We start from the raw sequence: 22,144 nt of genomic DNA on the forward strand, positions 1-22,144 counted from the left end.
GTATTTGGCCGACGACGCTGTTGTGGCAGGCTGAGACGACAGGGATGGCTCAATGAAAGGAGACTCACCGATGCGCATCGGACTACTGCAGTGCGATGACGTGGCGCCGGAACTGCGCGAGGCCCACGGCAACTACCCCGAGATGTTCGCCACCCTGTTTCGGCAGGTCGAGCCCACACTAGAGTTCCAGGTATGGCGCTGCCTGGACGGCGAGATTCCCGACGACATCGATGCCGTCGACGCCTGGATGACCACCGGCTCGAAATACGGCGTCAACGATGGACTGCCCTGGGTCGACGAGCTGTGCGACTTCGTGCGCGAGCTGTGGCGGGCCGGCAAGCCGCTGGTGGGCATCTGCTTCGGCCATCAGCTGATGGCCAAGGCGCTGGGCGGCGAGGTGGTCAAGAGCGAGCGGGGTTGGGGCGTGGGCATGTCGTTCAACCGCGTCACGGCGCGGGCGGCGTGGATGGAGCCTTGGCAGCCGGGCATTGACCTGCTGGTCAGCCACCAGGATCAGGTCGAGATTCTTCCCCCAGAGGCTACCATCGTGGGCGGCAGCGACTTCTGCCCCAACTATTTGATGCAGGTCGGCGAGCACTTCCTCGGCGTGCAGGGCCACCCTGAATTCACCAAGGCCTACTCCCGCGACCTGATGACGCTGCGCCGCGAACTGGTCGGCGATGAGCGGGTGCGCGAGGGAGAGGAGTCCCTGAGCGCCCCGGTGGGGGATACCTTGATGGCGCGCTGGATACTGAACTTCCTGCGGCGTGCGATGGCAGCGCGTGAATGAACCCGAGGGTGTCTGCGGTTCAGCGAAAACGGCCGGCGCCGCAGGCAGCCAACCAGGCGGGTGCTTCGCCCTTGAGGCTGGCCGCCAGCAGCCTTCCGGTGGTAGCCGTCAGTCGTTGACCGACGGTGTCAGCAGTTCGCTCAGGATCTGGGTGACCTGGACGGCACTACGGCGGTTGGCGCACTGCATGAAGCGCCGCAGCCACGGGCGAGCCCGGACAGATGGCGCAGCAGGCGCAGGCCGTTGGCCACCACGATCAGGCTGGCGCCCATGTCGGCGAACACCGCCATCCACAGGGTGGCGTGACCGCTGAAGGCGAGCGCCATGAACACCGCCTTGAGGCCCAGGGCGATGGCGATGTTCTGCATCAGCACCGCGCGCGTGTGGCGAGACAGATGCAGGAAGTCGGCGAGCCGACGCGGGTCGTCATCCATCAAGGCCACATCGGCGGTCTCGATGGCCGCATCGCTGCCGAGCGCCCCCATGGCGAAGCCGATATCGGCTCGCGCCAGTGCCGGGGCATCGTTGACGCCATCACCGACCATGCCAACCGGACTCCGGGCGGAGCGTGCTTCGATGATCGCCAGCTTGTCCTCCGGCAGCAGGGCACCGTGGGCCTCGTCGATACCCGCCTGGGTGGCGACAACGGCCACGCTGGCCGGATTGTCGCCGCTCAGCACCAGCGTGGTTACGCCCAGCCGATGCAGTGCCTCGATGGCCTCGCGACTCTCCGCGCGCAGCGGATCGCCGACGGCGAAAAGCGCCAGGGGCCGGCTCTCCTCGCCCAGGATCACCAGTGTCTCGCCGCGAGCCTCGTGCTCGGCCAGGTGGGCATCGAGCGCCTCGTCCGGCGTTGCGAACTGCTGTATCAACCGGCGATTGCCGAGCCAGACCTGGCATTCGCCCTGCCGAGCGACCACGCCACGTCCGGGCAGTTCCCGTACGTCGCTTACCTCTAGAGGGACGACGCCATCCGCCGCGGCGGCGCGCGCCAAGGCCGCCGACACCGGATGCGACGAACGCCCGGCGAGTCCCGCAGCCAAGCCACGCAGCCGTGACCGGGCGGAATCGTCCAGCGTGGCATCGAGCGGGTGCCAGGTTCGCTGCGTGGGGCGGCCCCGGGTCAGGGTGCCGGTCTTGTCGAAGGCCAGGATCTTGAGGCGATAGCCCTGCTCGAGCACGTTGCCGCCCTTGATCAGGATGCCCGAGCGCGCGGCGGCGGCCAGGCCGCTGACGATGGTCACCGGAGTGGATATCACCAGTGCGCAGGGACAGGCGATCACCAGCAGCACCAGGGCGCGGTAGATGCCTTCGAGCCAGCCGATGCCGAACAGCCATGGCCAGCTGAGCGCGACCAGCAGGGCAATGGCGAATACCGCCGGTGTGTAGACGGCGGCGAAGCGATCGATGAAACGCTGGGTTGGGGCACGGCTGGCCTGGGCCTGCTCCACGGTGTGGATGATTCGTGCCAGGGTGGTATCGCTCGCCGCCCGGGTGGTGCGATAGAGAAACTCGTTGCCCTGGTTGACGCTGCCGGCGTACACGGCATCGCCCGGTGCCTTGTCCACCGGCAGGCTCTCGCCGGTGATGGGCGACTCATCCAGCGCCGGGTGGCCTTCCATTACGCTTCCATCCAGTGCCAGGCGCTCGCCCGGACGTACCCTCACCAGGCTTTCGACCGCGACCTCGCTGGCAGGCACACGCTGAAAGTCGCCATTGGCCTGGCGCACGCTGGCGCTCTCGGGGGCCAGCGAGAGCAGCTCGCGAATGGCGTTACGCGCCCGGCCCAGCGAGCGCGCCTCGATGCGCTCGGCCAGGGTGAACAGTACCAGCACCATCGCCGCCTCGGCCCACTGGCCGATCAATAGCGCGCCGGTCACCGCCACGCTCATCAAAGCATTGATGTTGAGCGTACGGTGGCGCAGGGCGATGAAGCCCTTCTTCCAGGTCGGCAGGCCGACCAGGGCGATAGCGGTAAGCGCCAGTGCGGCAGCGAGCCAGGGCTCGACCAATCCCAGCCAGTGGCTGGCTTCGGCGGCCAGGGCCAATGCCGCGGCCACGCCCAGTTTCCACCAGGCCTCTTCCCGGCTCGGGGCAGGCATGCGCTGAGCCGGGTCGTGGCGCTTCGCCGTCATGCCGGTGGCGGCGACACGACGCAGAATGGCTTCTTCTTCCACGTCACGATGGCGCACGGTGAGCACCCGACCGATCAGGTCGAAGTCGAGCCGTATGATGCCCGGCATGTCGCCCAGCGCCCGGCGCAGCAGTGCTTCTTCGGTAGGGCAGTCCATCGCCTCGATATGCAAGCGCAGCGACCGTGTGCCAGGCGGAAGTTCGTCCCGGGTCGGTGGGGGAAGGGTATCGGCAGTGACGCTGTAACCCGAGCAGCAGGTGCGTTCGGTCATGGTAGGACTCCGTGTCATGGCATATGCTGATGAGACACCCTGTAGCCACTACAGAGTCAAGCTGCCGGATATTTGCGTTTTCCGAAGGACATGCGAGGTCACATGAAAATCGGCGAGCTTTCCGCCCGCACCGGCTGTCCGGTAGAGACCATCCGCTACTACGAGCGCGAGGGGTTGCTGCCCGAACCTGGACGCTCGAGCGGCAACTACCGGCTCTACGCCGAACCCCACGTCGAGCGGCTGCGCTTCATCCGCCATTGTCGTACGCTGGACATGACGCTCGACGAGATTCGCACCCTGCTCGACTACCATGACCACCCACGCCAGCCGTGCAACGCGGTCAATGGCCTGATCGACGATCACCTGGCCCACGTCGAGGCGCGCATCGAGCAGCTCCAGGCGCTGCGCGAGGCACTGGCCATCCTGCGTTCGCGCTGCAATGGCGAAACCGACTCCAGCCACTGCGGCATTCTTCAGGAGCTGGCCCAGTCGGCAGAGGAAAGACTCATGAAACCGCGGGAGCCGAGCCATGTACCGGGGCCGCACAAGAACCATTGATCGAGAGGCACCGATGTCGAACAGGGAAATTCCTGCCTATTACTCCCAATGGGTTTCCAGCGAGCGTATCCCCGACCTGCTCGCCGGGCGCGTGGAAGCTGTCGATGACCCGCGTTGGGTCGAGTCCGGTGCCCCCAGCGCCGAGGTGTATGCGCGTTGGGCCTCGCATATCTGTGGCATGGCCTGTACCAAGATGCTGCTTGAGGAGCTGAAAGGCGAGCGGGCGACCCTCTTCGAGCTGCTCGAAAGATGTCGGGAGGCCGGCGGCTACGTGGTGTCGGAGGCGGGCATCAAGGGGCTCTACTATCGGCCCCTGGTGCAACTGCTGAGGGAGCGTCACGCGCTGGAGGCCGAGGTCGTGGAGCACGTCGGGGCCGAACGTCTCGTCGACTGGCTGGATCAGGGGCATCGCGTCATCGCCTCGGTACACCCTTCGATTCGTACACCCGAGCAGGACCCGCCACAGCGGGGTGGGCACCTAGTCTATCTCTTCGGTCGCGACGAGAGCGGACGCCTGCGCTTCCATAACCCCTCCGGGCTGCCCGGCGCGAATCAGGCGGATGCTCGCCTCGAGCCCTCAGTCTTCGGGCGCTTCTTCGCTGGGCGCGGGATTCTGGTGCGCTGTTAGCCGCGCTGAAGCATGGGCAAAGTCGACGGTAGAGAGCGGTGGAGAGTAGAAGGGGAGCGCCGCGCCCAGGAGGCGCGGCGCGGGACGAGTCGGATCACTCGCCGAAGTAGCGCTGGTAGATCTCGTCGTAGGTGCCGTCCTCCTTCAGCGTGGCCAGGGCCTCATTGAAGCGCTCGGCCAAGGCCTCGTCGCGCGGGCGGAAGGCGATGCCGAAACCTTCGCCGAAATACTCCTCGGGCTCTGTCACCATCTCGCCTACAACGCTATATTCGCCGTCCTCGTTCTCGAGCAGCGTGGCCTGACCGACGATGAACTCCAGGAAGACGAGGTCCAGGCGTTGGGCTTGAAGGTCGAGCACCATGTCGTCGGCGGTGGAGTAGCGGCTGACGTTGGCTATGCTGCCGTAGTTGTCGGTGACATAGCCGTCGAAGGTGGTGCCACGCTGCACGCCAATGCTTTTCCCTGCCAGGGTCTCTTCATTGATCTCGTCGACCTCGCTACCGGCGGGGGCGAACCAGGCGCCGGGGATGGTGATGTAGGGGTCGGAGAAGCGCAGGGTCTGGCGGCGCTCGTCGTTGATGGTCATCGAGGACATGATGGCGTCGTAGTTGCGTGCCAGCAGGCCGGGAATGATGCCGTCCCACTCCTGCTCGATCCACTCGCAGGTAACGCCCATCTCTTCGCAAAGCGCATTGCCGAGATCGATGTCGAAGCCGGTCAGTTCACCCTCGGCAGTACGATACTCCATCGGCTCGTAGGGTACGTCGACGCCGAAGCGCACGTGATCGTAGTCCCGGGCTTGGGCAGTACCGGCGGCAATGGCCACGCCCAGCAGAGACACAGTCAGCAGTTTTTTCATCGTTCGTTTCCCTTTTGTAGTCGTTCGTGCACCTTTTGGGTGACGTCGCGCCTGAATTTAGCGCAGCCGCGCCTGAGCCGAAAGTCCCAGAGCGCGGATTTTCCAACGTCTGTTTGACGTTGCTCAATTTCCGCTCTGCGGCTTTAGGTGTGCCAGCAGCCGTTTCTCGAGATAGCGGAAGAAGTAAAGGATGGCGAAGGTCAAGCACAGGTAGATCGCCGCGGCGAACAGGAACGCCTCGAACGGTGCGTAGAAGCGCGCATAGACGAAGCGAGCCGCGCCGGTGAGATCCATCAGCGTGACTACGCTGGCGATGGCGCTGGCATGCAGCATGAAGATCACTTCATTGCCGTAGGCCGGCAGAGCGCGGCGGAAGGCGCTGGGCAGCACGATGCGCCGCATCATCAGGCTCTGTGACATGCCGTAGGCCCGTGCCGCCTCGATCTCGCCGCGCGGCGTGGCTTTGATCGCACCGCGAAAGATCTCGGTGGTGTAGGCCGCGGTATTGAGGGTGAAGGCGATCAGCGCCGGATAGAAGGCCTCGCGCAGGATCGGCCAGAGAAAGGTCTGCTGAATGCCGTCGAAGAACACCACGCCGTAGTAGATGATGTAGAGTTGGATCAGCAGCGGTGTGCCACGGAACACATAGGTATAGACGTAGATCGGCAGACTGATCCAGCGACGGCCCGAACTGCGTCCGATGGCCAGCGGTATCGCCAGGACCAGGCCAATCACCAGCGACAGGAATACCAGTTGGGTGGTGGTGACCAATCCTCCCCAGTAGTAGGCCAGGGTCTGGGGAGTGAAGATGCGGTTGTCGGCGAGTAGCTCGTTGAGCCAGGTCAGATCGATCATGTCAGTGCCCTCCGAAGCCGACGTTGTAGCGCTTCTGCAGCCGGGCGAACATCCACTCCGACACGCTGGCGATCAATAGGTAGACCGCGGCGACGGGAATCAGGAATGTGAACGGTTCGTGCGTTGCGCGAGAGGCCTCGGCGGCCACGCGAACCATGTCCGAGAGCCCGATCACCGAGACCAGCGCGGTGGTCTTGAGCAGTACCATCCAGTTGTTGGAGATCCCCGGCAGGGCGTGGCGCATCATCTGCGGGAAGCGAATGCGGCGGAACACCAGCCATGGCGTCATGCCGTAGGCCTTGCCGGCTTCGATCTGGCCGTGCTCCACGGCCATGAAGGCGCCGCGGAAGGTCTCGCCCATGTAGGCGCCGAAGATGAAGCCGATGGTGACCACCCCAGCGGCGAAGGCGTTGAGGTTGACGTACCAGTCCAGCCCGGTGCGGTCATAGATGGCGTCGGTGACGATATTCAGTGCCATCTGGCCGCCGAAGAACAGCAGCAGCATCAGTACCAGGTCGGGAACGCCGCGAATCACCGTGGTGTAGAGCGTGGCGACCTTGTGCAGCAGCCAGTTGCGCGACATCTTGGCGCTGGCGGTGAGCAGGCCCAGCGCCAAGGCGAGAATCAGCGAGAGCACGGCGAGCTGCAGCGTGACGCCGGCGCCCTCCAGCAATCGTGGGCCGTAGCCGTGTAGATCGAGCATGGTGGTCCCCTCAGTACTTCGGCGCCAGGAACTGCTTGAGCCGCGGCGAGGCGGGGTTGACCAGCACGTCCTGGGGCGGGCCAGCCTCTTCGACCAGGCCCTGATGCAGGTAGATCACCTGACTGGAAACGTCGCGGGCGAAGCCCATTTCGTGGGTCACCACGACCATGGTACGACCCTCCACGGCCAGGTCGCGCATGACCTTGAGCACGTCTCCGACTAGCTCCGGGTCGAGTGCCGAGGTGGGTTCGTCGAACAGCATCACCTCGGGATCCATGGCCAGTGCCCGGGCAATCGCCCCGCGCTGCTGCTGACCACCGGACATCTGCGCCGGATAGGCGTCGGCGCGTGCCGTGAGGCCGACCCGCTCGAGCAGGGCGCGGGCGTGTTCGATGGCTTCCTTTTTCGGCTTGCCGAGCACGTGGATCGGCGCTTCGATGACGTTCTCGAGCAAGGTCATGTGCGACCACAGGTTGAAGCTCTGGAACACCATCGACAGCTTGGCGCGCATGCGTACGACCTGTTTCCAGTCGGCCGGCTCGCGACCGTGCTTGGTCTGCTTGAAGCGGATCTCCTCGCCATGGACGATCAGGTCGCCCTCGTCGGGCTGCTCCAGCAGGTTCATGCAGCGCAGGAAGGTGCTCTTGCCGGAGCCGGAGGCTCCGATCAGGGTGATGACGTCACCCTTGCGGGCCTCGAGCGAGAGGCCCTTGAGAACTTCGGTATCGCCGAAGCGCTTCTTGATGTTGCGCACTTCGAGCGGAATCGGGGTATCGGCCATGGGACGGGCTCCAGATCGGGACGAGTCGCTTGTAGCGACGGGCCAGTGCAAGCGGGCAGGCGCGAAAAAGGGGCGATTCTAACAGGCCTGAGCGCTTTGGGCAGAGGGAGGCGAAGCCCGCATCATGAAACGATGGTCGATAAGCTGAGACAAGGGATGCATCAAAAGACTCCTGATTATTGTTATCTATCGAGAAAAGTTGCTGAAACATCTACCTGCTTTGACTTTTTTCTATGCAGTGGCCAGGCGGTGAGGCCGGCCGGGCCAATAGCGCGGCACGCGCACCCAGCTCGACCTCGGCATTGGGGAATACCACGCTGAGAGGCTTGCCCTCAACGGTGAAGGGGCCGGCCTCTGCATCCTCGGCGAGCCGGCTGCCGGGCGCGAACTCAGTGAAGTTCGGCGTATCGTCGGGAAAGCATAAGCGAAAGTCGGCAGAATGGCGCCGGAGCTCATGGGCGACCCGGAAGAACGCCATGCGCGCGGGATCGGTCCCCGGCGGCTCGCGTCCTTCCAGTAGGGCTTCGATAAGCCGGGCCATCGGTACCAGCAGGGTAAGATCGTTGTGGCCGAAGGGGTTGACCCGCCCCAGTTCCAGTGTGAAGCCCTGGGCCTGATGGTAGTGCCTTGAGTAGTGCGAAAACGTCCAACTGTGCTGATGCTGGTGCAGTACCGCCTGGATATTCGCTTCCGCCAGCCAGCGCCACTGCTCGGGGAGCGTGGCCGTATCGGCGAAGGGCTCGACGGCGAAGCGCGGGAAACGGCTATCGCGAATCGCCGTGTGCAGGTCGTAGTGGAGTCGCTCGCGACCGGGATGGCGGGCGTAGAAGGCATCCACGGCGTTCATCAATTGACGGGCGCGATCCGGTTCCATGCCGGTTTCGTCGAGGTCGCGGCGGAACAGTCGGTTGAGATTGGTGGTTACGTAGCGCTTGGCGCGACGGATGGCCTCGAGGTTGCCGAGGATGATCAGCGCCGGGGCGCCCAGTGGCAGCATGCCCGCTTCGATGCGGGCCAGACAGTCGCCGAGCAGCTCGATGGGCGCCGTCTCGTTGCCGTGGATCCCCACCGACACCACGCAGGCGCGTGCCGTCTCGCGGCATTCGCTGGGGGTCAGCTCGAGAATGCCCGGTGCATGCAGGGTGTAGGTGCCACCGCGCAGCCGACCGCTGCGCGATCTGGGGCTGACATCTTCAAGGCTATGCTCGATCCATTCCGACAACATGCTGTGTCCGGGGTAGTGAGTCGTTGATAGTGAGCAGGAGGGTGAAACCAAGGCCACCTTCCTGCGCACCGGGAAAACGTACAAGCCCGAGCGTCGGGCTGGTGAAAGCCTGGGTGCGATATTGAAACTGGGCGTGCCGACCTTTGGTCAATGGGGGCGGCACCGGGCGAAGGCTATGCTGGACCCTCCTGATCCTGATGGCGAGGAGCCTCGATATGCCAACCGCCCTCGGCGAGATGACGCCTGAACACGCTGGCCGGCTCAATGCGCACTACGATGCCGCTAGCGCACACGAAGGCCAGCCTCTGCTGGCTCGCCTGCGCGAGACATTCCTGGCGGCGGGGCACGACCCGGAGCACTTGAGTCTGGATGACGTGGCCGGTATCGATCAGCTTCATCTCGGTGGGCGCAGTGCCAGTCGTGCGCTGGCCGTACGGGGTGGGCTCGAAAAAGGCGGGCGCGTGCTCGACGTGGGCTGCGGCACGGGAGGCACGAGCCGGCTGCTAGCCGCTGAGTTCGGTTGCGACGTGGCCGGGGTCGACATCACCGCAAGCTTCATCGAGGTGGCGCGCTGGCTCAGCGCGGCCACTGGGCTGGCCGGGCATACCCGCTTCCTGTGCGCCGATGCCGCCAGTGTGCCGCTACCGGCGAATAGCTTCGAGGTGATCTGGTGCCAGCATGCGCTGATGAACATGCCGCAGGTACCGCGTGTGCTGGCCGAATGGCATCGCCTGCTGGTGCCCGGCGGTCGTGTGTTGCTGCATGAGGTTGTGGCTGGCGACAATCCCGCGCCCCTGAGACTGCCCGTGCCTTGGGCGAGTACCCCCGATACCAGCCATCTGCGTAACCGGCAGCAGCTCGAGCGTGCGATGGCGCTGGCTGGTTTCGAGCCGCTGAGCATCGAAGACGTCACCCAGGCGGCCCTGGCCTGGCGTCAGGAGCACAGCCGGCGCGAGAAGGGCTCCGGCGAGACTCGCCAGCAGCCATCTGCGCTACCTGGTCCCACGCTGATCTTCGGCGGCGACTTCGTGCAGATGGGGCGCAACCTGCGCGATAACCTGGCGGCCGGCAAGGTGCGGGTGCTCCAGGGAGTCTGGCGGCTGGAACGTCGATAACATCGAAACGTCACGACGAAAAGCTTCGCTTTTCTTCACGCCGTTTCGCTCTATTCTGTCACTCAGTTCTTCCGATTCGACATTGTATCCCCTTCGGGCCGGGCGGGTATCGCCTGGACCGTCGCACCTCCACAGGAGATTGAATGATGACCAAGGTTCTGGTGCTCTACTACTCCATGTACGGCCATATCGACACCATGGCGCACGCCGTTGCTGAAGGCGCCAAGGAAGTGGCAGGCGTGGAAGTGACCGTCAAGCGCGTGGCGGAGACCATGAACGCCGAGGCCTTCGCCAATGCCGGCGGCAAGCAGGATTACACCACCGAAATCGCCTCTCCCGCCGAGTTGGCCGATTACGATGCCATCATCGTCGGCACCCCGACCCGCTTCGGCAACATGGCCGGCCAGATGCGCACCTTCTGGGATCAGACCGGCGGCCTCTGGGCCCAGGGCAAGCTGCGCGGCAAGGTCGCCAGCGTGTTCACCTCCACCGGCACCGGCGGCGGTCAGGAGCTGACCATCACCTCGGTGTGGACCACCCTGGCCCACCACGGCATGCTGATCGTGCCGATCGGCTATGGTGTCGAAGCGCAGTTCGACATCAACAATATCAGCCGTGGTACCCCCTACGGCGCCTCCACCCTGGCGGGGGGTGACGGCTCCCGCCAGCCTGATGATAACGATGTCGCCATCGCCCGCTACCAAGGCAAGCTGGTGGCCGAGACAGCAGCCAAGCTCTTCGGTTGAGCGCCTTGTCGGCTTGAAGTGACATAGATAACCACAAGCACCCCGCTGGGTTTCCAGCGGGGTGCTTGCATTGGGGGGCGAGCGCTCGACGAGAAGCGCCGTCAGCCGTTGGCGATCTGCTTGGCAATAGCCCGACCCAGGCTCTCGGTACTGCCCTGGCCGCGAACGTCCGGCGTCAGCACGGCCGGGTCGGCCTCGGCGAGTACCGCTTCGAAGGCAGTGACGATGGCGTCGGCGGCCTCCTTGTGGCCCAGGTGCTCCAGCATCATGGCGCCGGACCAGATCTGACCGATGGGGTTGGCGATGCCTTTGCCGGCGATGTCCGGGGCGCTGCCGTGGACCGGTTCGAACAGGCTGGGGAAGGTGCCCTCGGGATTGATGTTGGCCGAGGGCGCCACGCCGATGGTGCCGGTGCAGGCCGGGCCCAGGTCGGAGAGGATGTCGCCGAACAGGTTGCTGGCCACCACCACGTCGAACCAGTCGGGGTGCATGACGAAGTTGGCGGTGAGGATGTCGATGTGAAACTTGTCGACGCTGACCTCGGGATAATTGCCCGACATGGCCACGACCCGCTCGTCCCACCATGGCATGGTGATGGCGATGCCGTTGGACTTGGTGGCCGAGGTAAGCTTTTTTCTCGGACGGGAAGCCGCCAGCTCGAAGGCGAACTTGAGCACCCGGTCGGTGCCGTGGCGGGTCATCACCGTCTCCTGGATCACTACCTCGCGCTCGGTGCCCTCGAACATCTTGCCGCCGACGCTGGAGTACTCGCCCTCGGTGTTCTCGCGCACCACGTAGAAGTCGATGTCGCCGGGCTTGCGGTCGGCCAGCGGGCTCTTGATCCCAGGCAGCAGCTTGCATGGGCGCAGGTTGATGTACTGATCGAACTGGCGGCGGAACTGTAGCAGCGAACCCCACAGCGAGATGTGGTCCGGCACCGTGTCGGGCCAGCCCACCGCGCCGTAGAAGATGGCGTCGAAGTCCTTGAGCTGCTCGAACCAGTCGTCGGGCATCATCTTGCCGTGCTTGGCGTAGTAGTCGCAGCAGGCGAAGTCGAAGTGCTCGAAGGCCAGGTCGATGTCGAAGCGCTTGGCAACGGCTTCGAGCACGCGCAGGCCTTCCGGCATCACTTCGTTGCCGATGCCGTCGCCGGGAATCACAGCGATACGATGGGTCATGGTCGAATCCTCAGGTGGGGGTGGTCATGAATTGCATCATGCGCGAATACAGCGCTTCCGGCGCTTCCTCGGGGATATAGTGGCCGCAGGGCAGGGCTTCGCCCTCGACCCGTTCGGCCACGGCACGCCATTCCGCCAGCGGGTCGAAGCATCGCTCGATGATGCCGTGCTTGCCCCACAACACGCTGATGGGGCAGGCGATACGGCGTCCCGCTGTCCGGTCGGCGCGGTCGTGCTCCAGGTCGATGCCGTTGCTCGCACGGTAGTCCTCGCACAGGGCATGAGCCGCGCCGGGCTGGGCCAGGCAGCGCTGGTATTCGGCAATGGCCGACGGGTCGAAGGCGTCGAGGCTGGCATGCCGCCCGCCCATGGTGCGAGTGATGTAGTCGGCGGGCGAGGCCTCGATCAGGATCTCCGGCAGCGGCGAGGGCTGAATCAGGAAGAACCAGTGGAAATAGGCGGTGGCGAAGGTGCGGTCGGTCTGCTCGTACATGGCAAGCGTGGGGGCGATATCGAGCAGCATCAGCTTCTGTACTGCCGCGGGGTGATCCATGGCCAGGCGATGGGCGACGCGCCCGCCACGATCGTGGCCGCACAGGAAGAAGCGTTCGAAACCCAGTGCGCGCATGACCGCGACCTGGTCGTCGGCCATGGCTCGCTTGCTGTAGTTGGCATGATCCGGCTCGCCGGGTGGCTTGGATGAATCGCCATAGCCGCGCAGGTCGGTGGCCACCACGGTGAAGCGGCTTGCCAGTGGCTCGGCCAAGCGATGCCAGATCACGTGGGTCTGGGGATGGCCGTGCAGCAACAGCAGAGGTGGCCCCGAGCCGCCGACGCGGCCGTGGATGCGAATGTCGCCGTGGGCGATGTCGAACGTACGGAATCCCTCGAACATGAGTGCTTCCTCCGAATCCTGACTGTCCCCCAGTCTAGCCCTTGGCTTCGTGGAGATAATCGGGCTGAATGGAAAGCCATTGTTGAACGAGAGTGGAGAATGACATGGCTCAGCTTGATGATCTGGTCTTCTTCCAGCAACTGGCGCGTGCCGGCAGTCTGACGGCCACGGCGCGCGACCTGGGCCTGTCGCTGTCGGCCGTGAGCAAGCGGCTCAAGCAGCTCGAAGCCCGCCTGGGCGTGGAACTGGCCAGCCGTACCACGCGGCGCCTGTCGCTGACTGCCGAGGGTGAGCGCTATCTGGAGCGCGGGGCGGCCATCCTTGAGGAACTGGCCGAACTGGAGGAGGCGCTGGGCGAGCAGCAGGCAGCTCTCTCGGGACCGCTCAGGGTCAACGCCACCTTCGGTTTCGGCCGCCGTCACGTGGCGCCGCTGCTGTCGGCCTTCTGTGCACGGCATCCGGGCGTCGAGGCGACACTGGAACTCTCCAACTATCCGTTGAGCCTGGGTGAGCAGGGCTTCGACGTTGGGATTCGCGTAGGGGAGCCGCCCGATTCGCGCCTGGTGGCGCGACGTATCCTCGCCAACCGGCGGGTGCTGTGTGCCTCTCCCGATTACGTGGCACGCATGGCGTCCTTGGCGTCGCCTGCCGATCTCGCCACCCATCCCTGTCTGATACTGCGCGAGAACGAAAGCGATTACGCCGTATGGCGTTTTCATCGCCGCAGCGACAGTGGGAAAGAGCAAGCGGTCAAGGTAGCCGGCCCGCTGGCCAGCAATGACGGCGAAGTCATCGTGCAATTGGCCCTCGACGGCCACGGTATTGCGCTGCGCTCCTGGTGGGACATCCACCATCATCTGGCACATGACCGGCTGGTCGAGCTGCTGCCCGGGTGGCGCGGGGTGCGTGCCGATTTTCATGCCGTCTACCAGCAACGGCGCCACGTGCCGGCGCGCATTCGCGCCTTCGTGGCGTTTCTCGAAGAGGGCATGCCGGGCCGGGTGCCTGCGATGCGCGACGTCCCCTGACCCGTCAGTGGCGGCGTCGCCGCCGTTGACGGGCGTCGGCGTAACGTTTGAGCCCGTAGAGCAGGGCGAGACCCGCGACGATGCCGCCTGCCGCCCAGGCCAGCTCACGGCGATCCTCGGCGGTCAGCAGCGTGCCGAGCTGGCTGCTCAGCAGGATGATGCCGGCCAGTCCCGGCGTGGCACCGATGAAAGTGCCCAGCATGTAGTCGCGAAAGCGAATGTGAAAAGCGCCGGCGAGCAGGTTGGTCAGCGTATAGGGGGCCAGGGGCAGTAGATTGAGCACGGTCATGGTGCGCACGCCGCGTCCTGCCAGGTAGCGAGAGAGGCTGACCAGCCGTGTACCGCCATAGCGTAGCAGGGCGTCACGTCCCAGCCAGCGACCCACCCAGAAGGTGGCGACGGCACCGAGAAGTGTACCGATGAGCGAGTAGACGAAGCCCCACACGGAACCGAAGATCAGTCCCGCCAGCACTACCAGCACGCTCAGCGGAAACAGTACCAGTGAGGCGACGACGAAGACGACGACCACCACAGCGCCGGCCCAGGGCTGGTCGCGCCAGGCCAACGAGCCTTGCAGCATGGTGAAGAGCGTGTTGGCGTCGAACATGTCGCGCGCGGCCAGCCATTGCCACAGGAACCCCAACAGGGTGAGCGTTACCAGGGCGGCGAGGACGAGGAGGACCTTGCGGGACATGCGGGCGGCCTGCGCAGGGGCGTGGTTTCAGCATAGGCGGGGCCGTTCGCTACGGCCAAATCGGGAAGGCCGTATGGTTCACTCGACTACCTCCAGTACACCGCCCATGCCGCGGTCACGGTGACTGGGGAGAAGCAGCAGACGCTCATCACAATAGAACTCGACGCGTCCCGGTACCTCGGGGGTAAAGCGGATCGTAGTCGGCTCGGTCGTCAGTGAGGCCGCGATATCGAGCCCCATCGCGGCAGAGCGGATCACGAGGTTGTGAGGAGCGAGGCCGGGACGCCGGCGCGCCTGCAGTTCCACCGGCACGCCAGCCCTCACTACGATATGCGCGGGCTCGAAGTAGTAGCTACCGCCGACCAGGGTGATCCCGCTGCACGCCATCATCGGCGACAGGCACCGCCTCGCTCGAGGTGTCGCCCCATGCCTGGCTCCCGGCCAGCCCCATGGCGATGAGTAGCGCCAGCGATGCGCGGCGAGTGAGAATCGCAATGTGCATCGAATGCCGCCTGTTGCGGTTAGCAAGGCCTCGGGCGGCACAGCCTCCGAGGCGCCTTTATTAATCAACATAGCAGGGCCGTGGAAGGCATGGTGGGCCTGCGGCCAGCATACTTGCGTAAGGTTCAAGAGACTACGTACTCTCGCCGATCAGCAGTTCGAAGCCGACATCGTGCTGCAGGCGCTGGATTCGCTTGCCTTCCAGGCGGCGTATCACTTCGGACGCGGCGAGCTGCCCCATGTGCTGGCGCGGTGAGCGTATGGTGGTCAGGCGCGGGGTGATGTGCTGGCCGATGGGAAGCCCATTGAACCCGGCAATGGCCAGCTCGTGGGGTACGCGAATGCCGAGCCGCTGGGCGTGCAGCAGGGCGCCGGTGGCCAGGTCGTCGTTGGCGAAGTGAATGGCGCTGACATCGCCATGTTTTTCCAGTGCACGCGTCAACCCCGCAGCACCGGCATCCAGTCCGCCATGGTCGAGTTCGATCAGCGGTGCTGCGAGACCGGTTTGTTCCAGCACCTCGCGATGGCCGTGGTAGCGCATTCCTGCGCGATAGTCGCTTTCCAGGCGGGCGCCAACGAAGAGCACCTGGCGATGGCCCCGCTCCAACAGGTGGCGAGCCATGCAGCGCCCAGCTTCGGTATGGTCCAACCCCACGTTGAGATCCAGTGCCTCTCCCAGCTCCATGACCTCCATGATCGGCTTGTCCCAATTGGCGAGCAGGGTACGGCAGGCCTGGCTGTGGCGCAGGCCGGCGGTCACCAGCGCCGAGCAGGACCAGCCGAGGAAGGTGCGCACCAGCTGGTATTCGCGCTTGGTGTCGTAGTCGGTATTGCCCAGCAGGATCTGGTAGCCCTGGGCCTCGAAGGTTTCCTGCAGCCCCTGGATCACCTCGATGAAGACGGTATTGGCCAGCGAAGGCACGATGACGGCAATGAAGCGCGAGCGTGCCGACGCCAGGCTACCGGCCACCAGGTTGGGCACGTAGCCCAGTCGTTCCACGGCCTCGAGTACCCGCGCGCGGGTGCGCTCGTTGACCTGGTCTGGGTGGTTCAGCGCGCGTGAGGCGGTGATCGCCGAGACGCCGGCGGCCTCCGCTACCTCTTTGAGCGTCGGCTGCTCCGAGCCGCGGCGTCGGCGTGGCGAGTGGGCTTCATTAGACATTGGTCGCATCCTCCTGGCGCCTTCTTGCTGGGCTCCATTAAATCATCTACAACCATGATAGCGCTAACATGATAGCGCTAACACCAATGGCCACTCTCTAGTTCAGTCACTGAGTCATTGCTGAGTAAAAGACATCGATGGGTAGAGCGAGGCCGCACGGCGGCGGGAGGCAGCAGGTGAGCGACAGCACGACCAAGCCGCGAGTGGGTGTCATCGGCCTCGGTGCGATGGGCCTGGGGTCGGCGACTGCATTGCACGAGCGCGGCCTGACGGTCGTGGGCTGCGACGTGTCCGCAGCGGCACGTCGTGCCTTCGAGAGTGTCGGCGGGCGCTGCGCGGCCAACCCCGCCGAGCTGGCCGAGCAGTGCGACGTGGTGCTGGTCGTGGTGGTCAATGCCGCTCAGGTCGAGCAAGTGCTGTTCGGCGAGCAGGGGCTCGCCCACGCCCTGGCGCCGGGTGGGCTGGTGATCCAGTGCGCTACCGTGGCGCCGAGCTTGGCCGAGCGGTTGGGAGCACGCCTGGCCGAGCGCGATCTGCTGATGCTCGATGCCCCGATCAGCGGCGGGGCGGTCAAGGCCCGGGCGGGGCAACTCTCGGTCATGGCGTCGGGTAGTGAGGAGGCCTTCGCCAAGGCCGGCCCGGTGCTCGACGCCATGGCCGCGACCGTCCATCGACTGGGCGATTCGCCCGGTATCGGCTCGAGCATGAAGTTGGTCAATCAGCTGCTCGCCGGGGTGCATATCGCCGCCGCTGCCGAAGCGGTGGCGCTGGGTATTCGCATGGGGCTGGAGCCGCGCCGCGTGTATGAGGTGATCACCCAATCCGCCGGTAATTCCTGGATGTTCGAGAATCGCGTGCCGCACATCCTCGAAGGCGATTACACCCCGCTCTCGGCGGTGGACATCTTCGTCAAGGACCTCAACATCGTGCACGAGACTGGCCGCGAGCTGGCCATGGCCACGCCTATCGCTGCCAGCGCCCTGCAGCAGTTCACCGCCGCCAGGGGCGTCGGCTTCGGTCGCGAGGACGACTCGGCGGTGATCAAGGTCTATCAGCGTCTTTCCGGTATCGTCTTGCCCGAGGCCGCCAACGACGGGGGGCAGTGAAGATGGCGATCGTGCTGGGCGCCATTGCCGACGATTTCACCGGAGCCACCGACCTGGCCAACAACCTGGTGCGAGGTGGCATGCGCTGCGTGCAGCTGATCGGCGTACCTGAGCAGGAGCTCGGTGAGCTGATCGAAGGCGCGGACGAGATCGACGCGGTGGTGATTGCGCTGAAATCGCGCTCGTGCCCGCCGACGGAGGCCGTTCGCGATTCGCTACGGGCGCTGGAATGGCTGCGCGCCGAGGGGGCTCGCCAGCTCTACTTCAAGTACTGCTCCACCTTTGACTCCACCGATGCCGGCAACATCGGCCCGGTCAGCGAAGCCCTGCTGGAGCGCCTCGAGGCGCCGTTCACCGTGATGGTGCCGGCCTTTCCGGCCAACGGGCGCACCGTCTACCAGGGCCATCTGTTCGTCGGCGACCGCCTGCTCAGCAAGAGCGGCATGCAGCACCATCCGCTCACGCCCATGCGCGATGCCGATCTGGTGCGGGTATTGTCGCGCCAGAGCCGGTATCCCGTGGGCTTGTTGCCGTGGTCGACATTGGCCCAGGGCGCCTCTGCCGTCAGCAGGCAGCTCGAAGAACTGGCCGCACAGGGGGTGCGTCAGGTGATCTGCGACTCCCTGGATCGCAACGACCTGGCGGCGCTGGCGGAAGCGACGGTCGACCTACCGCTGGTTTCCGGTGGCTCGGGGCTGGGCGAGGCTTTGCCGGCCCAGTATCGTCACCGTGGCTGGCTGGGGGAGGTCTCGGCGGCAGGGGCTCTGGCGCCGGCTTCGGGCAACGCCCTGGTGCTTTCGGGCAGCTGCTCGCGCGCCACCCTGGCCCAGGTCGATGCCTTTCTCACACGCTTTCCCGGTTTTCCCCTCGACCCGCTGATGCTGGCCCAGGGACCCGAGCATCTGCGCCAGGCGCTGGCGTTTGTCCGCCGCCACCTGGCCGGTGGGCGTCCGGTGTTGGTCTACGCTTCGGCCGAGGCCGAGCGCGTGAGCCGGGCGCAGCAGGCGCTGGGCCGCGAGCGTGCCGGCGAGCTGGTCGAGCAGGCCTTGGGGGAGCTGGCGGTGGCGCTGGTCGATGAGGGTGTGGGGCGGTTGGTGGTGGCCGGCGGCGAGAGTTCCGGTGCCGTGGTCTCGGCGCTGGGCGTGCGTGCCCTGCGTATCGGCGAGCAGATCGACCCCGGCGTGCCCTGGACCCAGACCACGCTTGCCGAACACGAGGCGCCACTGTCGCTGGCGCTGAAGTCGGGCAACTTCGGCGGTGAGGACTTCTTCCTGCGTGCTTTCGAGGTGCTGCCATGAGCGTCCACGACGCGAATCGCCTGCGCGAGCAGATCGCCACGCTTGGCAAGTCGCTGTTCGACCGCGGCCTGACCATGGGCTCGAGCGGCAATATCAGCGTGCGCCTGGACGATGGCGGCTGGCTGATGACGCCGACCAATGCCTGCCTGGGGCGGCTCGACCCGGCGCGTATCTCGCGCCTCGACCGTGACGGGCGCCTGCTCGACGGCGACGCGCCGACCAAGGAGAGCTTCCTGCACCGTGCCATGTACGACGAGCGGCCGCAGTCCGGCGCCATCGTGCATCTGCATTCGACGCACTCGGTGGCGGTGTCCTGCCTGCCCGATATCGACCCCTGCGACTGCATTCCGCCACTGACCGCCTACTATGTGATGCGGGTGGGGCGCCTGCCCCTGGTGCCCTACCACATACCTGGCGATCCGGCATTGGGCGATGCCGTGCGCGGCTTGGCCGGCAAGCACAGCGTGGTACTGCTGGCCAACCACGGTCCGGTGGTGGCGGGCAAGAACCTGGAGGCGGCGGTCTACGCCACCGAGGAGCTGGAGGAGACCGCCAAGCTCTACCTGCTGCTGCGCGGCCACAATCCGCGCGGGCTGACGCCCGAGCAGGTCGCTGAACTCGAGGCCCGTTTTCCCCGTGACTGACGCCGCTACACGACCCAAGGACACGAGACACGAGCGATGATACGACTGGCCGCCAATCTCAGCATGCTGTTCACCGAGCACGACTTCCTCGACCGCTTCCAGGCGGCGGCCGAAGCGGGCTTTCGCGGCGTGGAGTACCTGTTCCCCTATGCTCACGCCCCCGAGGCGCTGGCAAGCGCACTACGGGAGAGCGGCGTCGAGCAGGTGCTGTTCAACATGCCGCCGGGTGACTGGCAGGCCGGTGAGCGCGGCCTGGCCAGCCTGCCCGGGCGCGAGGCGGAGTTTCGCGATGGGGTGATCGAGGCGCTGCGCTATGCCGAGGCGCTGGGCTGTCCACGCCTGCATGCCATGGCCGGGCGGCTGCCGGAAGGCGCCGACAGTGACACCCTAGACGCCCACTGCGCCACCTACATGGAGAACCTGCGCTTTGCCGCCGCCGAGGCTGCCAGACTGGGGCGCGAGGTGCTGATCGAGCCGATCAATACCCGCGACATGCCGGGCTACTTTCTTTCACGCCAGGCCCAGGCCATGGCGGTGCTCGAGGAGGTCGGCGCCGACAACCTCAGGCTGCAGTTCGATTTCTACCACTGCCAGGTCATGGAAGGCGACCTGATCCGCCACCTCGAGCGGCAGTTCTCCGCCATTGCCCATGTTCAGATCGCCGGCGTGCCGGAGCGCCACGAACCGAATGTCGGCGAGGTGCATTATCCGGCCATCTTCGCCCAGCTCGAGCGGCTCGGCTATGCAGGCTGGGTTGGCTGCGAGTACCGCCCTGCGGCGGGCACACGCGAGGGCCTGTCCTGGGGACGCCACTACGGGCTTGCGGGCTGATCGGCCGGTTCGCTCGACAACGACAACGACAACGACAAGACGGACACGAGACCCATGCATATCGTCATCACCGGCGCCGCCGGCTTCCTCGGCCAACGCCTCGTCGCCCGCCTGCTGGCGCGCGGCGAACTCCAGGGCCAGCCCATTCACCGCCTGACGCTGATCGACCAGGACGAGGCTCCGCTGCCCGCCGACTCTGGAGAGGTCGATGTCGAATCCATGGCCATGGACATCACCGAGCCCGGTGAAATCGACATCGTGCTCGATGCACGTCCACGCGTGATCTATCACTTGGCGGCGGTGGTCAGCTCCGCCGCCGAGGCGGACCTGGAACTCGGCATGCGGGTCAATTTCGACGCTACCCGGATGCTGCTCGAAGGCTGCCGTGAACGTGGGCTGAGCACCACCCGATTGGTGATGGCCAGTTCAGTGGCGGCCTATGGCGGCGAACTGCCTGCGGTGCTAGACGACATGACCGCGCTGCAGCCACAGAACTCCTACGGCACCCAGAAGGCGATGTGCGAGCTGTTGATCAACGACTACAGCCGGCGCGGCCTGGTCGATGGCTGCGTGCTGCGCCTGCCGACCATCATCGTGCGTCCGGGGCGGCCCAACGCCGCTGCCTCGAGCTTCGCCTCCAGCATTCTGCGCGAGCCAATCAATGGCGAGGAGGCCGTGTGCCCCGTACCCACCGAGCTGACCATGTTCGTGATGTCGCCAGGCAAGGTGATCGAGGCACTGGTGCATGCTGCCGAGGTGGCAGGCGAGGCGCTGGCGCCGTTTCGCGCCTTCATACTGCCCGGTATCACCGTCAGCGTGGCCGAGATGCTGGAAACCCTGCGCCAGGTGGCAGGGGAAGAGGCCTTGGCGCGAGTGCGCCATGAACGCGACCCGCAGGTCGAGGCGATCGTCGCCAGCTGGCCGGCTCGCTTCGAGACTCGCCGCGCGAGAGAGCTGGGCTTTAGCGGCGATCGTAACCTGCGAGAGATCGTCGAGGCGTTCCTCGACGAGCGCGGTTAGAAGAGAGCGGCACACAAGTCGCCAATTAACAACCAAGGTGTTTCACGACGAAGAGGATACAACAATGAAAATGCAGTTCGTACGCCATGCTCTGACGGTTGCCATCGGTGGTATCAGCGCCGCTGCGATGGCCGTCAATGCCCAGGCGGCCCAGGAGGTCAGCCTGGGGCATACGCTCTCCTCCACCTCCCACTATGCCGTGGGGGCCCAGGCTTTCAAGGAGACGCTGGAAGCACTCAGCGACGGGGCCTTCGTGGTCAATGAGTATGCTTCCGGCGCGCTGGGCGGCGAGCGGGAGATGATCGAGGGCCTGCAGATCGGTACCGTCGACGTCGTCATCACCTCTACCGGCCCACTCGGCAACTTTGTGCCGGAAACCTATGTGCTCGACCTGCCGTTCCTGTTCGAGAACTACGACCAGGCGCGCTGCGTGCTCGACAGCGAGATCGGCGACGAGCTGCTGGAGAAAATGAGCAACCACGACCTGGCCGGCCTGGCCTGGTCGGAAAACGGCTTTCGCCACCTCACCAACAGCCGTCGTGAAGTGACCAGCCCCGCCGACGCCGAAGGGCTGCGGGTACGCACCATGGAAAACGAGGTGCACCAGGAGGCGTTCCGCCAGTTGGGTGCGCGACCCACGCCGATGGCCTTCCCGGAGCTGTTCACGGCGCTGCAGCAAGGTACCGTGGATGGCCAGGAAAACCCCATCACGGTGATCGTCGCCACCAACTTCTGGGAAGTGCAGGATCATCTCTCGCTGACCGGCCACGTCTATTCGCCGGCCGCCGTACTGGGTTCACCGCTGCTGCTCGACGGGCTCAGCGACGAGGAGCGCGAGTGGTTCCGCGAAGCCGCCCGCGCCTCCGCCGAGGCGACCCGCGCCGAAGTGTCGCGCCTGGAAGAGGAGGGCGTGGCACTGCTGCGCGAGAACGGCATGACGGTCAACACGGAGATCGACATCGGCCCCTTCCAGCAGGCCGTGGAGCCGGCCTACGAGATCTTCACCAACCAGCATGGCAGCGAGATGCTGGAGAGGGTGCAGGAGAAGGCCAGTAGCTGTTGAGGCTCCTCACGCTAAATCTCCATGCATGTCCTCGGCGTGATGCCGGGGACATGCCAGCA

The 22,144-nt window shown here is 65.5% G+C and carries 24 protein-coding genes; 12 read left to right on the plus strand and 12 right to left on the minus strand.

Features of this window, described 5'->3' with window-relative positions; genetic code table 11:
* Positions 1-70 precede the first annotated feature (70 nt).
* Positions 71-790, plus strand: coding sequence for a glutamine amidotransferase-related protein (locus HOP51_RS14815; RefSeq protein WP_234274681.1), 720 nt, complete (start codon positions 71-73; stop codon positions 788-790).
* Between the two features lie 140 nt (positions 791-930).
* On the opposite strand, the gene HOP51_RS14820 is transcribed toward HOP51_RS14815, so the two are convergent.
* Entirely contained in the window at positions 931-3,195 is a 2,265-nt protein-coding gene (locus tag HOP51_RS14820; protein WP_234274682.1) for a heavy metal translocating P-type ATPase, read from the minus strand.
* A gap of 102 nt (positions 3,196-3,297) precedes the next feature.
* On the opposite strand from HOP51_RS14820, the gene cadR reads away from it, so the two are divergent.
* Together cadR and HOP51_RS14830 are read left to right on the plus strand one after the other, a co-directional pair.
* Positions 3,298-3,753 carry a Cd(II)/Pb(II)-responsive transcriptional regulator gene (gene cadR / locus HOP51_RS14825; protein ID WP_234274683.1) on the plus strand — a complete coding sequence of 152 codons (456 nt, stop codon included), beginning with the start codon at positions 3,298-3,300 and terminating at the stop codon, positions 3,751-3,753.
* 13 nt (positions 3,754-3,766) lie between these two features.
* Complete coding sequence (locus HOP51_RS14830) at positions 3,767-4,381, plus strand: C39 family peptidase (RefSeq protein ID WP_234274684.1); 615 nt, start codon at positions 3,767-3,769, stop codon at positions 4,379-4,381.
* 94 nt (positions 4,382-4,475) lie between these two features.
* On the opposite strand, the gene HOP51_RS14835 is transcribed toward HOP51_RS14830, so the two are convergent.
* The 5 genes from HOP51_RS14835 to HOP51_RS14855 all read right to left on the minus strand — a co-directional run bounded on the left by HOP51_RS14835 (position 4,476) and on the right by HOP51_RS14855 (position 8,804).
* Positions 4,476-5,240: a transporter substrate-binding domain-containing protein gene (locus tag HOP51_RS14835; protein ID WP_234274685.1), complete on the minus strand. Its 765-nt coding sequence runs from the start codon at positions 5,238-5,240 to the stop codon at positions 4,476-4,478.
* Positions 5,241-5,363: 123 nt separating this feature from the next.
* Entirely contained in the window at positions 5,364-6,095 is a 732-nt protein-coding gene (locus HOP51_RS14840) for an ABC transporter permease (protein ID WP_234274686.1), read from the minus strand.
* Between the two features lies 1 nt (position 6,096).
* The gene (locus tag HOP51_RS14845; RefSeq protein WP_234274687.1) at positions 6,097-6,798 is read right to left on the minus strand and encodes an ABC transporter permease; all 702 of its coding nucleotides are present in this window, start codon (positions 6,796-6,798) and stop codon (positions 6,097-6,099) included.
* 10 nt (positions 6,799-6,808) lie between these two features.
* Positions 6,809-7,579: an ABC transporter ATP-binding protein gene (locus tag HOP51_RS14850; RefSeq protein ID WP_234274688.1), complete on the minus strand. Its 771-nt coding sequence runs from the start codon at positions 7,577-7,579 to the stop codon at positions 6,809-6,811.
* A gap of 211 nt (positions 7,580-7,790) precedes the next feature.
* The gene (locus HOP51_RS14855) at positions 7,791-8,804 is read right to left on the minus strand and encodes a succinylglutamate desuccinylase (protein ID WP_234274689.1); all 1,014 of its coding nucleotides are present in this window, start codon (positions 8,802-8,804) and stop codon (positions 7,791-7,793) included.
* 215 nt (positions 8,805-9,019) lie between these two features.
* On the opposite strand from HOP51_RS14855, the gene HOP51_RS14860 reads away from it, so the two are divergent.
* Positions 9,020-9,919 (plus strand): class I SAM-dependent methyltransferase, encoded by a 900-nt coding sequence (locus HOP51_RS14860; RefSeq protein ID WP_234274690.1) that lies wholly within the window; start codon positions 9,020-9,022, stop codon positions 9,917-9,919.
* Positions 9,920-10,065: 146 nt separating this feature from the next.
* Positions 10,066-10,665, plus strand: coding sequence for an NAD(P)H:quinone oxidoreductase (gene wrbA, locus HOP51_RS14865; RefSeq protein WP_234274774.1), 600 nt, complete (start codon positions 10,066-10,068; stop codon positions 10,663-10,665).
* A 101-nt stretch (positions 10,666-10,766) separates the two neighbouring features.
* Here wrbA and HOP51_RS14870 read toward each other — a convergent pair whose 3' ends face one another.
* Positions 10,767-11,843: a tartrate dehydrogenase gene (locus HOP51_RS14870; protein ID WP_234274691.1), complete on the minus strand. Its 1,077-nt coding sequence runs from the start codon at positions 11,841-11,843 to the stop codon at positions 10,767-10,769.
* Between the two features lie 10 nt (positions 11,844-11,853).
* Complete coding sequence (locus HOP51_RS14875; protein ID WP_234274692.1) at positions 11,854-12,738, minus strand: alpha/beta fold hydrolase; 885 nt, start codon at positions 12,736-12,738, stop codon at positions 11,854-11,856.
* Between the two features lie 104 nt (positions 12,739-12,842).
* Here HOP51_RS14875 and HOP51_RS14880 point away from each other — a divergent pair, with 104 nt between their 5' ends.
* Positions 12,843-13,766, plus strand: coding sequence for a LysR family transcriptional regulator (locus HOP51_RS14880; RefSeq protein WP_234274693.1), 924 nt, complete (start codon positions 12,843-12,845; stop codon positions 13,764-13,766).
* Positions 13,767-13,770: 4 nt separating this feature from the next.
* Here the strand turns inward: HOP51_RS14880 and HOP51_RS14885 are convergent, their stop codons facing one another.
* From HOP51_RS14885 to HOP51_RS14900, 4 genes are all read right to left on the minus strand, one after another.
* A complete protein-coding gene (locus tag HOP51_RS14885; protein WP_234274694.1) occupies positions 13,771-14,460 on the minus strand; it encodes a TVP38/TMEM64 family protein in 690 nt (229 codons plus the stop codon).
* A gap of 78 nt (positions 14,461-14,538) precedes the next feature.
* A complete protein-coding gene (locus HOP51_RS14890; RefSeq protein WP_234274695.1) occupies positions 14,539-14,850 on the minus strand; it encodes a cupredoxin domain-containing protein in 312 nt (103 codons plus the stop codon).
* A complete protein-coding gene (locus HOP51_RS14895; RefSeq protein ID WP_234274696.1) occupies positions 14,813-14,962 on the minus strand; it encodes a hypothetical protein in 150 nt (49 codons plus the stop codon). Before HOP51_RS14895 ends, HOP51_RS14890 begins: the two co-directional genes overlap by 38 nt.
* 132 nt (positions 14,963-15,094) lie before the next feature.
* Positions 15,095-16,123, minus strand: a complete 1,029-nt coding sequence (locus tag HOP51_RS14900; RefSeq protein ID WP_234274697.1) for a LacI family DNA-binding transcriptional regulator — start codon at positions 16,121-16,123, stop codon at positions 15,095-15,097.
* Positions 16,124-16,299: 176 nt separating this feature from the next.
* On the opposite strand from HOP51_RS14900, the gene ltnD reads away from it, so the two are divergent.
* The 6 genes from ltnD to HOP51_RS14930 all read left to right on the plus strand — a co-directional run bounded on the left by ltnD (position 16,300) and on the right by HOP51_RS14930 (position 22,085).
* Positions 16,300-17,229, plus strand: coding sequence for an L-threonate dehydrogenase (ltnD, locus tag HOP51_RS14905; protein WP_338073049.1), 930 nt, complete (start codon positions 16,300-16,302; stop codon positions 17,227-17,229).
* A 2-nt stretch (positions 17,230-17,231) separates the two neighbouring features.
* Positions 17,232-18,527 (plus strand): 3-oxo-tetronate kinase, encoded by a 1,296-nt coding sequence (gene otnK, locus HOP51_RS14910; protein ID WP_234274776.1) that lies wholly within the window; start codon positions 17,232-17,234, stop codon positions 18,525-18,527.
* A complete protein-coding gene (otnC, locus tag HOP51_RS14915; protein WP_234274698.1) occupies positions 18,524-19,171 on the plus strand; it encodes a 3-oxo-tetronate 4-phosphate decarboxylase in 648 nt (215 codons plus the stop codon). Before otnK ends, otnC begins: the two co-directional genes overlap by 4 nt.
* Before the next feature lie 36 nt (positions 19,172-19,207).
* Positions 19,208-20,002, plus strand: coding sequence for a 2-oxo-tetronate isomerase (gene otnI / locus HOP51_RS14920; protein ID WP_234274699.1), 795 nt, complete (start codon positions 19,208-19,210; stop codon positions 20,000-20,002).
* 54 nt (positions 20,003-20,056) lie between these two features.
* Positions 20,057-21,022 carry a D-erythronate dehydrogenase gene (gene denD, locus HOP51_RS14925; RefSeq protein WP_234274700.1) on the plus strand — a complete coding sequence of 322 codons (966 nt, stop codon included), beginning with the start codon at positions 20,057-20,059 and terminating at the stop codon, positions 21,020-21,022.
* A 64-nt stretch (positions 21,023-21,086) separates the two neighbouring features.
* A complete protein-coding gene (locus HOP51_RS14930) occupies positions 21,087-22,085 on the plus strand; it encodes a TRAP transporter substrate-binding protein (RefSeq protein ID WP_234274701.1) in 999 nt (332 codons plus the stop codon).
* Positions 22,086-22,144: the final 59 nt, after the last annotated feature.

The organism is Billgrantia zhangzhouensis, assembly GCF_021404465.1.
GTDB lineage: Bacteria > Pseudomonadota > Gammaproteobacteria > Pseudomonadales > Halomonadaceae > Halomonas > Halomonas zhangzhouensis.